This is a genomic window from Chitinophagales bacterium (assembly GCA_040877935.1).
GTDB lineage: Bacteria > Bacteroidota > Bacteroidia > Chitinophagales > CAIOSU01 > JBBDNB01.
Window position 1 is genome coordinate 83,817 of record JBBDNB010000001.1, and the last position, 13,033, is coordinate 96,849.

Annotated in this window: 11 protein-coding genes; 8 read left to right on the forward strand and 3 right to left on the reverse strand. The window is 40.1% G+C overall.

Annotated elements, in window-relative coordinates; translation table 11 throughout:
• Nucleotides 1-25: 25 nt before the first annotated feature.
• Nucleotides 26-1,423, forward strand: coding sequence for a carotenoid oxygenase family protein (locus WD048_00375; protein ID MEX0810635.1), 1,398 nt, complete (start codon nt 26-28; stop codon nt 1,421-1,423).
• Nucleotides 1,424-1,756: 333 nt separating this feature from the next.
• Here WD048_00375 and WD048_00380 read toward each other — a convergent pair whose 3' ends face one another.
• Entirely contained in the window at nt 1,757-2,353 is a 597-nt protein-coding gene (locus WD048_00380; GenBank protein ID MEX0810636.1) for a KilA-N domain-containing protein, read from the reverse strand.
• A 185-nt stretch (nt 2,354-2,538) separates the two neighbouring features.
• Nucleotides 2,539-2,886, reverse strand: coding sequence for a single-stranded DNA-binding protein (gene ssb, locus WD048_00385; protein ID MEX0810637.1), 348 nt, complete (start codon nt 2,884-2,886; stop codon nt 2,539-2,541).
• A gap of 170 nt (nt 2,887-3,056) precedes the next feature.
• Between ssb and WD048_00390 the strand changes: the two genes are divergently transcribed.
• The 3 genes from WD048_00390 to WD048_00400 all read left to right on the forward strand — a co-directional run bounded on the left by WD048_00390 (nt 3,057) and on the right by WD048_00400 (nt 4,779).
• Nucleotides 3,057-3,440 carry a hypothetical protein gene (locus WD048_00390; protein ID MEX0810638.1) on the forward strand — a complete coding sequence of 128 codons (384 nt, stop codon included), beginning with the start codon at nt 3,057-3,059 and terminating at the stop codon, nt 3,438-3,440.
• A gap of 237 nt (nt 3,441-3,677) precedes the next feature.
• Nucleotides 3,678-3,917: a hypothetical protein gene (locus WD048_00395; GenBank protein ID MEX0810639.1), complete on the forward strand. Its 240-nt coding sequence runs from the start codon at nt 3,678-3,680 to the stop codon at nt 3,915-3,917.
• Between the two features lie 52 nt (nt 3,918-3,969).
• Nucleotides 3,970-4,779, forward strand: coding sequence for a M48 family metalloprotease (locus WD048_00400; protein ID MEX0810640.1), 810 nt, complete (start codon nt 3,970-3,972; stop codon nt 4,777-4,779).
• On the opposite strand, the gene WD048_00405 is transcribed toward WD048_00400, so the two are convergent.
• Entirely contained in the window at nt 4,780-7,077 is a 2,298-nt protein-coding gene (locus WD048_00405; GenBank protein MEX0810641.1) for a UvrD-helicase domain-containing protein, read from the reverse strand.
• A gap of 197 nt (nt 7,078-7,274) precedes the next feature.
• On the opposite strand from WD048_00405, the gene WD048_00410 reads away from it, so the two are divergent.
• The 4 genes from WD048_00410 to WD048_00425 all read left to right on the forward strand — a co-directional run bounded on the left by WD048_00410 (nt 7,275) and on the right by WD048_00425 (nt 13,008).
• Complete coding sequence (locus tag WD048_00410) at nt 7,275-9,077, forward strand: ABC transporter substrate-binding protein (protein MEX0810642.1); 1,803 nt, start codon at nt 7,275-7,277, stop codon at nt 9,075-9,077.
• A gap of 15 nt (nt 9,078-9,092) precedes the next feature.
• Nucleotides 9,093-10,553 (forward strand): ABC transporter permease, encoded by a 1,461-nt coding sequence (locus WD048_00415; protein MEX0810643.1) that lies wholly within the window; start codon nt 9,093-9,095, stop codon nt 10,551-10,553.
• Between the two features lie 6 nt (nt 10,554-10,559).
• Nucleotides 10,560-11,918 (forward strand): ABC transporter permease, encoded by a 1,359-nt coding sequence (locus WD048_00420; GenBank protein MEX0810644.1) that lies wholly within the window; start codon nt 10,560-10,562, stop codon nt 11,916-11,918.
• Nucleotides 11,919-12,381: 463 nt separating this feature from the next.
• A complete protein-coding gene (locus WD048_00425; GenBank protein ID MEX0810645.1) occupies nt 12,382-13,008 on the forward strand; it encodes a hypothetical protein in 627 nt (208 codons plus the stop codon).
• Nucleotides 13,009-13,033 lie beyond the last annotated feature (25 nt).

Sequence of the window (13,033 nt, forward strand, 5' to 3'; positions counted from 1 at the left end):
ATAGCATTAAACCCTAATAAAGACTATGGCTACTTCCTACGCAAAAGGTTTTGATTCTTTGGAAAAAGAAATAAAAATTGATGATCCGCTTATAGAAGGAAAAATTCCGAAATGGCTCAATGGCTCATTGCTGCGCACCGTTCCCTCTTTGTTTGAGGCGCCCAATAAACCGCTCAATCACTGGTTTGACGGCTATGCCATGTTGCATCAATTTAATTTTCTCAATGGTGCTGTAAGTTATCAGAATAAATTTGTGCATTCTGAATCTTACACAAGTATGCGTGAAAAGGGTAAAATGACGAGGAGCGAATTTGCTACCGATCCCTGTAGGTCTATTTTTGGATATCTTTTCAGCCTTTTCAAACCACCTCCACCTACCGATAATCCCAATGTAAATGTCAATAAAATCGGGGATGAATTTGTGGCAATGACCGAAACCCCAATGCCCATAAAATTCAATATGGATGATTTAGCAAGCAAAGGATATTTTGAATTTGAAGACGACCTGGAAGGTATTTTGTCAGTGGCACACCCTCATTTTGATGAGCAGGGAAACATGTACAGCTATTTGCTGGATTTTGGATATAAGAGTAAGTATCTGATTTATAAGCTGGCTAAAGGAAGCAAAAAGCGTGAATTAATAGCAGAAATCCCCAGCAAAAAACCGGCTTATGTTCATAGCATAGGCTATACAGAAAACTATTTGATCCTGATTGAAGCCCCCTTTGTAGTGAATCCTCTGAAATTAAGGTTTACCTGGAAACCATTGATCACCAATTATAAATGGAAGCCCGAATTAGGGACTCGTTTCCACATTATTGATAAAAAAGGAAAAAAGCTTTTGAAAACCATTAAAAGCTCAGCTTTTTTCAGTTTTCATCACATCAATGCTTATGAAGAAAACGGGGCTATACTGCTTGACCTGATTGCTTATCCTGATGCAAGCGTATTAGATGATCTCTATCTTGAGAAATTGCGGAAAGAAGCGCCCAATCCTACCGGAAAGCTGTGGCGCTACCGCCTGAATGCTGAATCCGGCATGGCAAAAGGGGAATGTTTGTCAGATACTTTTATGGAATTGCCCAGAATCAATTATGCCTTTAATGGAAATGCTTATCAATATTTGTATGCCGCTTCCAATAAAATTGAAGGGAATTTTTTCGATGCGCTACTTAAGCGTAACATGAAAAGCGGAACCGAATATTGGTGGGTGGAAGAAAAGGCATATCCCGGGGAAGCTGTTTTTGTTCCACATCCAGAGGCAAAGCAAGAAGATGATGGAGTGGTAATGTCCGTAGTATTGAATGCCAAAAATGAAAAGTCTTTTTTGTTGGTTTTAGATGCAGCTACATTCAAAGAAATAGCGCGTGTTAAACTGCCCCAGCACATTCCCTTTGGTTTTCACGGCAATTATTTTCAATAAAGGATGCGCTCAACACACATCCTTATGGATATTTCGCCCTTCTTTTTTTCTAAAAATAATTAAGGGAGTTCAGGTTAAAATTCATTAAACCTCAACTCCCTTTGATTGAGCACATTTTTACTGATTGCCATTCTTGTTGTCACTAAGCAGCAACAATTCATTTGCCTGTACTTCGGTAATGTATTTTTTATTGCCGTCTTTGTCATTGTGCTTTACCTCAATGGCAATTTCCTTGCCCTTGGAGGTTCATCAGCCACATAATTGGCACATTCAGCGCTTTGAAAAGTACTTTGATGGCTGGCAGGAAATCTAAGTGTTTAAAATGCGTGAGTTTTATTTATCGAGCTTTTTCAGATTCGAATTATTGACCAGTGAAGTCATTTGGGTGATGGCAATCTCGTTGAGCTGTTTTAGCCGCTTTGATTGGGAAATATTCTGGCGGATCAGCACAGCATTAATGCTTTCCAGGTTGGAGAGCACCACCAATTGCTCCAAAGTAGCCTGGTCGCGAATGTTGCCTTTAGCACCGGGGTTTTCATTTCTCCATTCTGTTGCGGTTTTTCCGAAAAGCGCCATATTGAGCATATCCGCTTCTGAGGCATACACAAACGAAATTTGCTTTTTACTGAGTCTGTCCGGGATCAGCCTTTCCTTAATGGCATCTGTATGAATGGTGTAATTCACTTTGGCGAGGGTGCGTTGTAGGTTCCAGTCGAGTTTTTGGCGATCATTTTCATTAGCTTTAAGACGTTGAAATTCTTTTATGAGATAGAACTTAAATTCTGCACTGATCCAGGTTGCAAATTCGAAGGCGATATCGCGGTGAGCAAAAGTTCCGCCATAACGTCCGGTTTTAGAAACGACCCCTTTGGCATTGGTGGTCTCTATCCAGCGTTTAGGTGTAAGGGAAAAACTGTTGGAGCCTGCCATATTTTTAATTCCATCGAATTCGGGCTAATTACACAGAGACCAAAAACCACGTAATCAAGTCAAAATTTCCCAATTTATATTTCTCGTCCACTTTTCGTTCTTTTTCTTGTTGATCTGTCCGAGCGTGGGCAAATTTAAAAGAGCTCCAGAATCACAATACGATACTGGAGCCCTTTGCAATGTAGCTACTGATTGCCATTCTTATTGTCACTGAGCAACAACAATTCATTGGCCTGTACTTCGGTAATGTACTTTTTGTTGCCGTCTTTATCATTGTAGCTGCGATTGTTCAGCTTCCCTTCCACGGCAACTTCTTTGCCCTTGTCGGTGTATTTCTCCGCAATTTCGGCCAGTTTACCCCAGGCTACTACCTGATGCCATTGGGTGTCTTCAACTTTTTCTCCTTTGCCATTGCGGTAAAACTCATTGGTGGCAAGGCTGAAGCGCGCCATTTTTTTACCGTCAAAGTCTTTGATTTCTGCCGGTGCTCCCAGGCGACCGATTAATTGTACTTTGTTTCTTAAACTACTCATAATTGAAAAATTTTAGTGAAAAAAATAATTTAGTTTGTAAGAATTTGATTCAAAGCAAGAAAAATAATTGAATTATAATGCACTAATAATCGCTTATGAGCGGATGTAAGCGTTTGTAAACGCTTGCATAAGTAAATATAATTTTATAGTTTCATTTAAAAATCATAATTGTGCCCGTTATTACTGATCAAAAAAAGGATTGTTTGCATTGTGGTAAAGCACTTTTAGGCCGCTCTGATAAAAAGTTTTGCGACAACTATTGCCGCAGTGCATACAACAATCAAATGAAAGCAGCCTCTAATAATTATATCCGAAACGTAAACAATGCATTGCGCAAAAACAGGCGCATTTTGGAGCAATGTATTTCAAATGCTGGCAATACTGAAAAGTGCAGCCGTGAAAAATTATTGCTCGAAGGTTTTAATTTTAAATACTATACCCACACTTTTACCAATCGCAAAGGGAATATTTACTTCTATTGTTACGATTTTGGCTACCTCCCTCTGGAAAACGAGCAATACCTGATCGTGAAAGAACAGGATAAAAAAAATTAGATTTTAAATTGCTTCCCGTAACACATTGAAAATCAGTGGTGTTTTTTTGCCTGTTCTCGACTGCTTTCGCTCCTGTTCCCGACCTTTTGGTGCGAGGCAGGCTGGATAAACTTCGCGGGTGGTTTGTTGTCCAAGCTATTTGTGAAAGTATAGTAACTGTTCATTCTTGCAATCCACCGATTATTTCTTATTTTAAAGCAAAACATTGTGCAGTATTTATTCATTAAAAACAGGACCATGAGCAGCAATTCCAATTTATACAAAATTTTAAGTTCACTATTTATACTATTGTTCCTGGCATTTTTCTCAATGGCACAAATGCCCAAAAACATTCCCCATGATACCGGGCCTGTTGAATTTTTAGATTCTCCCTTAAATATTCTGCTTTTTATTGCACTGCCTATTTTATTGGTCGTATTTTACATTTGGTGGAGGAAGTTTTATCAAAATAAACACAAGGACAAAAAGGATCAATAAATAAAAACCATCCACTCAATTTCTTATTTTTACATCAATCAACCCTTTAAATATGAAAATCAATACGCTTGTTTTATCAGTAATACTGCTTTTCACAGGAAGTGTTTTTCAGGCCTGTAATAAAGATGATGACAGTGGGGGCGGCAGCTGGTTTAATGTTTTTAGTATAGAAGACGATAAGGAAATTGGCGCACAGTTGGATGCCGAAATTCGCAGCAAACCACAGGAATATCCTATACTCAATGAAAATGATCACCAGCCGGCATATCAATACATCAAGGATCTGCGTGATGAAATTTTAATTTCGGAAAATGTAGCGTACAGAAATGAATTTGAATGGAAAGTAACCATTATTAATGATGATGTATTGAATGCATTTGTAGCTCCGGGCGGCTACATTTATGTTTATACCGGGTTGATCAAATACCTCGACTCAAAAGATGAACTGGCAGGTGTTTTAGGTCATGAAATTGCCCATGCAGATCTACGGCATTCAACAGAAGCACTGACCAAACAAACCAGTATTTCACTTGTAGCAGAAGTTTTATTGGGCGAAAATCAAGGTGCAATAACTGAATTGGCCCAGGGTTTGCTAGCGCTAAAATTTAGTCGGAGTAATGAAAGCGAAGCAGATGAATTCAGTGTGGTTTATTTGTGTGAAACCAAATACAATGCATCAGGAGCAGCTGGTTTTTTTGAAAAATTAGATGCCGAGGGAGGACAACGTCCCCTGGAGTTTTTAAGCACACATCCCAACCCGGACAACAGGGTTGTTGCGATTAATGACAAAGAAACTGAATTGGGTTGCTCTGGAGATGTTACGATTTCAGATTATGATGACCTGAAAAACAGTTTGCCTTAATCACACTGACTTATTGCGAATCTTCAACTTGGCAAATTTGAGCATCACTTTCTTTTGTCCCAAACCATTGAAGTGAATCGTAGCAATTTTATTGGGTCCATTGCCCTCTACATTCAATACTTTTCCAAAGCCGAATTTCATATGCTCTACTTCCATACCGCTCTGTAACTCTGCAGTATCATCGGGCTTAAAGTCACTGGAAGCTTGGTGTTTTGGTTTGGGAGGAGGCGCAGCTTGAGGCTTCACCACATGCCTTTTTTCACGACTGCCGCTCTCAAAACTCCCCCAGGGATTTCTTATATCGCGTGGAATACCGGTGCTCACCTCAGGTCTTCTGCCAATTGATTCTGTCAATTCAATTGGAATATCTTCCAAAAAACGGCTGGGTTCCTGATATTGCAAATCGCCAAAGCGATAGCGGGTAGTGGCATAGGACAGGCTAAGTCGTTGCTTGGCACGAGTGGCTGCCACATAAAATAACCTGCGCTCTTCCTCCAGTTCTTCGCGCGAATTCATAGCCATTTGCGATGGAAAAAGGTTTTCTTCCATGCCTACTACAAATACATTCTCAAACTCAAGACCTTTGGCAGCGTGAATGGTCATCAGTTTCACACGCTCTTCATCACCTTCTTTTTCATCCTGATCAGTAAGCAGACTAACGTTTTGTAAATAGGCACCCAGTCCACGGTCAGACGGTAAATCTTCGTCCTGAACTACCTCATCCTGCTCAGCAAATTCTTTTATGCCATTGAGCAATTCCTGTATGTTTTCAAATCGGCTAAGCCCCTCTACGGTTTTGTCAGATCCCAATTCCTGCAGCAATTTAGTGGATTTTGCAATGTGCATAGCAAGTTCAAAAGCATCTTTGTCTTTTAACATTGTCTGGAAGCTCTTGATCATGTTTACAAAGTCGCTGATTTGATTTACAACGCGTGAACTCAACGGGTAGATCTGAATGTTTTCAATCACTTGCCAAATGCTTCTACCGTGCTCATTGGCAATTACGGTTAATTTTTCAACAGTTGTTTGTCCAATTCCACGTTTGGGATAATTGATCACCCTTCTCAGCGATTCCTCATCTTTAGGGTTGACAACAAGTTTAAGATAGGCCACAAGGTCTTTCACTTCTTTGCGCTGATAAAAAGAAAGTCCTCCGTAAATTTTATAAGGGATATTCAATCGCCTTAAACCTTCTTCAAAAGACCGCGACTGTGCATTGGTGCGGTAGAGAATGGCAAATTCACTTGCGGGAATTCGCTCATGGGTTCTGAGGTCTTGAATTTCTGCTGATATCTGTCTGCCTTCTTCACTATCAGAAACTGTAGCTCTTATTTTTATGCGGTCACCATCTTGGTTTTCAGTCCATATGGTTTTGGGCAGTTGATTTTTGTTTTTGGAAATTATTTCATTGGCAGCTTTTACGATTTGCTGGCTAGAGCGGTAGTTTTGCTCCAGTTTAAAGACTTTCAAATCCGGATAGTCGCGCTCAAAATTCAGGATGTTTTGAATATTGGCCCCCCTGAAAGAATAAATGCTTTGCGCATCATCTCCCACGACACAGATATTTTGAAAGCGATCTGCCAAAGTTTTGGTAATAAGGTATTGTGCAAAATTGGTATCCTGATACTCATCAATTAGTATGTAGCGAAACTTGTCCTGGTATTTGAGCAAAATATCCGGGTACTTGTTGATCAGTTCATAGGTTTTCATCAGCAAATCGTCAAAATCCATTGCGCCCGACTGAAAACATCTTTGCGCATAGATTTCATAGATTTTGCCGATTTTCGGCCTTCCATTGGATTCGTCTTCTGATGTGAGATCGGGGTTAGACTGGTATGCCTGAGGGCCAATTAAACTATTTTTTGCATTGGAAATGCGAAACTGCACAATATTTGCTTTGTACAGTTTATCATTTAGACCTTGTTCTTTTACAATATTTTTGATCAGGTTTCTGCTGTCTTGTGTATCGTAAATCGAAAAATTGGAAGGATAGCCAATGCGATCTGATTCTACACGCAGTATTCTTGCAAAAACGGAGTGAAAAGTTCCCATCCAGATATTCCTTGCTTCCATGCCCTTGATCTGCTCAATGCGCTCGCGCATTTCACGTGCAGCTTTATTGGTGAAGGTCAGTGAAAGAATATTAAAAGGGTCGATGCCTTGTTCTATCAAATGTGCAATTCTATAGGTGAGCACCCGGGTTTTCCCTGATCCCGGGCCAGCAATAATCATCAGCGGGCCTTCAATATGCTTTACAGCTTTTCTTTGCGATTCATTTAGTTCTTTGAGATAATCCATTGTTCAAAATTAAGGGATTTATATGGTAGCACCACAGCATTAACATATAAAGCTGTTTCTAAAAATCATGATTTTGGTACTCTGTAAATTTCCGATTTTCACCAATTCCCAACAGCTATTGCGGCACTTTTATAAAACTCTAAAAGTAGTATATTTGCCGTTCGTGAACTAAATATTAACAAAGCCAAACCTAGCCTATGAACTGCTTATTAAATTCGAGTAAATATTTTTTCATTTTGCTAGCCAGCACTCTTTTAATAGGGTGTTCAGGTGAAAGTGAAAATGCTTCTGATTCAGGCGAAGCGGTAGATGCATCAGCAGAATTCAGCAAAGAATACACCGTTACTTCCAGAGAGCTTTCAGATCCCGAATCCATCAATCTTTTGACCGGCCAGGGCGAATCCACAACCTACTTGGGCTACTACATTATGCCCAGCCTTACTGGAGTAGATTTTAAAACTTTGAAAGTAGTTCCTTATTTGGCTAAAGCACTGCCCGAAGTTGAGGAAAAAGAAGACGGAAGAATTCATATTACCTACGAAATAAGAGAAGAAGCAGTTTGGGACAATGGCGAACCCGTTACAGCAGAAGATGTGGCATTTGGATTGAAGGTCATTAAAAACCCAAGAGTGGATTGCGAAAGAATTCGCCCCTATTTTGAATTTATAGAGGATGTGAAATTTTATCCTGAAAATCCCAAGAAGTTTACCATCATTGGTGATGAAGCCTATATGTTGGCAGAACAGACTTCTGGTGGAATTTATATGTTTCCTCCATACATCTACGATCCGGATGGATTAATGGAAAAATTTACGGTGAAGCAATTGGCCAGAAATGCAGAGGAACTAAGGGATGATCCGGATATCAAAGCATTTGCCGATCTATTCAATTCGGAAAAATTCGCCAGAGAAGTAGTGGCAGGCTGTGGCCCTTATGAGCTTGATAAATGGGAAACCAACCAACGCCTGGTACTTAAAAGAAAAGAAAACTGGTGGGGAGATCAACTAAAAGGATTGCACTCTTTCTTTGACTACCCAAGGCCAGAGAAAATCATTTTTGAAACCATTAATGACGATGCTACGGCCATTACTGCTTTGAAAAGCCAAAAAGTGGATGTAATGCGCAGTATAGACCCCAAGGTATTTGTAAAGGATTTGCCAAAATCCGAGAAATACAACAAGTATTTCGATTCGCATACGCCAAACTTCATGGCATACGAATACATTGGCATGCACATGAAAAACCCAAAATTTGAAAGCGTAAAAACCAGAAAGGCATTGGCCTATTTGACTGATGTTCAAAAAATGCTCAAAACCATATTTTACGGTCTTGGGGAGAGAACCATCGGATTCATCCACCCATCACATGAAGATTTTTACAACGATACCATTACCCCCTATGAATTTAATGTGGATAAAGCTCAAAAATTATTGGCAGAAGATGGCTGGGAAGATACAGATGGTGATGGCGTGCTGGATAAAATGATCAACGGTACTAGAACCAATTTCACCATTCAATTGAATTACAACAATGGAAATCCGAGAAGGGAAAAAATCGCTTTGATTTTTCAGGAGCAGGCCAGAAAAGTGGGTATCAATGTAGATGTTCGTCCATTGGAATGGTCCGTATTTTTGGAGCGCACCAAAAAGCACGAATTTGAAATGTATATTGGTGGCTGGGTAAGCTCTATTTTAGAAAGCGATCCCAAGCAAATTTGGCATACAGATTCTTACAATGATGGTTCAAACTATGTAGGATTTGGAGATGCCGAAACCGACCAAATGATTGAAGATTTGAGAAGTGAGTTGGACAAAGAAAAACGCGCCAAAATTTACAAGCAATTGCAAGTGGTTTTGCATGAAGAAGTTCCTTATATCTTTTTGTACATTACCAAGCAAAGAATTGCCATTCACAAAAGGTTTGAAAATGCATACGGAACACCACAGCGCCCAGGTTATTGGAGAGGTGGTTTCAGATTGGCAAGTGAAGTAACTCAATAAGATCCAAGCCTAAGCATGTTAAAGTATATTGTAAAAAGGATATTGATATTTATCCCCACGCTGATAGCCATATCGCTACTCACCTTTATGATTAGTGTGTATGCACCCGGAGACCCTGTTTCATTAATGCTGAACGAGTCGGGTGGTGATGGACAATTGGCCGATAAACTTTCGGGTGAAAAGGCATACCAAGACATGCGCAGAAAGCTGGGTTTGAATTTGCCTGTTTTTTATTTTGCGTTGGGCAGTTCTGCCAGTTCCGATACTCTTTACCGCATTCCCAAAAGATTTCACAGAGAGACGCTGGACAATCTAGTGAGCCTGTATGGAAATTGGGAGCAAATCATCAATTACTACCACACTATCCAAGATTTGGAATTGGATGTATTTGCCACTACAAAGGATACCGTAGCGCAAGATGTAATTTACCTTAAAGAAAGGCTCAACAATTTATACCTGAATTACAAACCCGATGAAGTAGAACGCTATGTAAGCGAAATTTATACAAGGGTAACGAGCAAGCCGGAATTGGCACATTTAGAGGCAAAAGCCACCACACTGAAAAACAGCTACAATGCGGTGGTAAATGAAGCTACACCTTATAAAAATTATATCCCTGCATTTCGGATTTATCCTAAAAACCAGTACCACCGCTGGTTGTTTGGCGATGGCCATTGGCTGACTGGAAAAGGAGCTGAAAATACCAAAGGTGTAATTCGAGGTGATTTTGGAATTTCCTACCAAGATAAAAGACCTATCAATACTGTTTTGGGCGAGCGCATCAAATGGACCATGTTGATTTCATTGATCTCAATCTTTTTGACCTACATAATAGCCGTTCCCATTGGGGTTTATTCGGCCGTAAATAAAGGATCGTTCATTGACAATTCCTTCACCACTGGATTGTTTATCCTTTACTCATTGCCCAGTTTCTGGGTCGCGACCTTATTGATTTTCTTTTTTGGAGGAGGCGACTATTTTTCATGGTTTCCCACTTATGGATTGGGAAACGTGCCAGAAGGAGCTTCTTTTTGGGAAGTAATAAGAGTTAGAGGTTACCACTTGATTTTGCCAGTTTTCTGTTGGACGTACGGCAGTTTTGCTTTTCTTTCCAGGCAAATGCGCGGGGGGATGCTCTCGGTTGTCGGTCAAGATTATATCCGCACGGCCTATGCCAAAGGATTGGAAAAAAGAACCGTAATCTGGAAACATGCTTTTAGAAATTCCCTATTGCCCGTGATTACTTTGTTTGCCAATGTATTCCCATTGATGATTGGAGGTTCGGTAGTATTAGAGGTAATTTTCACCATTCCCGGTATGGGAAAATGGGGATATGATGCAATTATAGCAAGGGATTACCCTGTAGTATTTGCCGTAATGATGCTTTCTGCAACATTGACCATTGTTGGCTATTTGGTTGCGGATATTTTATATGCCGCCATCGATCCCAGAATTTCATTTTCAAATAAGAAATAATGCTCCATGTTTTTCAAGCTGTTTAAAAGAAGAAAGAAAGTAGAAGAAGCAATGGATCAAGCTGCTGAAGGGCAAAGGGAAATTGTGAATAAATCGCTGGATCAAAGCTTTAAGGCTTATGTGGTGCGTCAGTTCAGGAAAAATAAACTGGCTTTGTTTTCTTTTTACTTTGCTTCCATTTTGGCATTTATCGCATTATTTGCAGATTTTATTGCCAATGAAAAACCCTTGGTGGCGCAATATGAAGATGAGATTTTCTTCCCTGTGTTACGCGATTACTCTGTATCCATGGGATTTGCCGAATGGCCTACGCAATTTCAGAATATTACCTGGAGCGAATTGGAATACGATTGGGTCGTTTGGCCTTTGATTCCTTATCTGCCACAGAATATGGACTTTATGAACAGTCAATTTGTAAGTCCGCTGGAGGAACAGGAAGTGAAGTCGCTAAGGTGGAAACACTGGATGGGCACCGATGCGCTGGGCAGGGATGTACTGTCGGGAATGATTCACGGTACGCGCATTGCCTTTTTGGTAGGGATTATTTCCATGAGCATTTCGGGCTTTATCGGCATTTTTTTGGGAGCACTGGCCGGCTATTTTGGCGATGATAGACTGAAAGTTTCCAGGGCTAAATTTTTCCTGAATATCCTATTTATCGTGCTGGGTTTTTACTACGGATTTGGAGTGAGAAGTTTGACATTAGAAGAAGCTTTCTCTACTTCCATTGGTGGCGGAGTTTTTCAAATTTTGATCAGCGTAATGATTGTTACGGTATTTATTGCTTTGGGAAATTTGCTGGCAATACCATTTTCAAAATTGCCCTGGCTCAAAGGAAAAATGGGCGTGCCAATGGATTTGATAATCACTCGAATGATTGAAATTATCGTTTCCGTTCCCAAATTGATTTTAATCATGTCTATAGTTGCCATTGTAAAACCTTCGATTTTCATTGTAATGGTAATCATCGGCTTGACTTCTTGGACAGGCATTGCCCGTTTTATTCGCGCGGAATTGCTCAAAGTGCGCAACCTTGAATTTATGGAAGCTGCTAATGCGCTGGGATTTTCAAATTTCAGAAGCCTTTTAAAACATGCCATACCCAATGCGCTTTCTCCGGTATTTATTGCCATTGCCTTTGGTATCGCTGCTGCAATTTTAATTGAATCTACGCTGTCGTTCCTTGGAATCGGGGTGTCTGCAGAAACCATTACCTGGGGAAAACTACTCTCTATTGCGCGAAGTGCTCCTGATGCTTGGTGGCTGGCTATCTTCCCTGGTTTTGCCATTTTCATCACCGTTACTATTTTCAACCTTATTGGCGAAGGCCTTACAGATGCATTGGATCCGAGGTTGAAGAAGTAAAAACCTGAGTTCGGAAATTATTTATTCCTCAGAATGCCAGAAAATAGTGAGATTCGACTGGAAATATTGATGGAATAGCGGGCTATTTTGAGATATTTCCGGGAAGAAGATTGCTGTTTTCTGGCATTTGAAATCCATAAAACGCAATTTGCTGCGTTGCATTTGCTTGGTTTATCCCGATAGACCTTCACAAATGCGCCTTGCCTATTACGTTTTAATGAATTTCCCCGCCTGTCCGCCCGGCCAAACCATTCGGACGGGCATGAAGCATTCGGGCAGGTGAGCTTTTAAATAATTATCGAACTCAGGTTAAAACACATAACTTTTTTACTGTTTTTCCGTATTATTGAGAGTGACAACAACTGAATATTGAAACGATATAATTCATTCAACGAACATTTTCACATAATTCAGGGTTAGATATTTACGCTCAATACCTGGGTTAATATCCAAAAATAAAACAATGGCAAAAGCATTACTCCTACTTTTAATATTTTCATTTACAGGTATTTTATATGCCCAGGAATACGAGCCACGTCCAGAAAAAATGGATGCTGGGAATTTTGAAATGCATTATTATCAAAAGCCCGGGAGCATCAGCTTGCACTTGAGCAATTTTATGTTTGGCGATGTGAAATCGGTTTCTATGCCCATTACTCTAAATCCACAGATCACTGTTTTGAAGAATTTCACAATGGGACCTAGCTTTACTTATTTCAAATCAAAGTATGTTTATCAGGCAGCACATAATGTTCAGGTTTGGGAAAACAGCGATGAAACTTATCGCAGCCTAATGCCGGCAATCAGGGGTGAATATCACATTACACCACTTTTGGACAAGATTATTAACAAGCCTATTCAAGCCATGTATGTAGATGTTTACCTACAATCATGGGTGGGTTATCAATTTGTGACGGGAGAAGCCGGAACAGCAGAAAAACCGAATTACAAAGATGAATACCAGGATTGGCGAGGGGGCATTGGTATTGGTGTGCGCACGATGCTTTTGCCATTTATGGGTATTTTCCTGGAAGTGGGTTATTCCCGAATCGGATATGGTAGTTTTGGTCTGAGTTTTAAATTGAAATAAATATATCTCATAAAAAGAGTAGGGG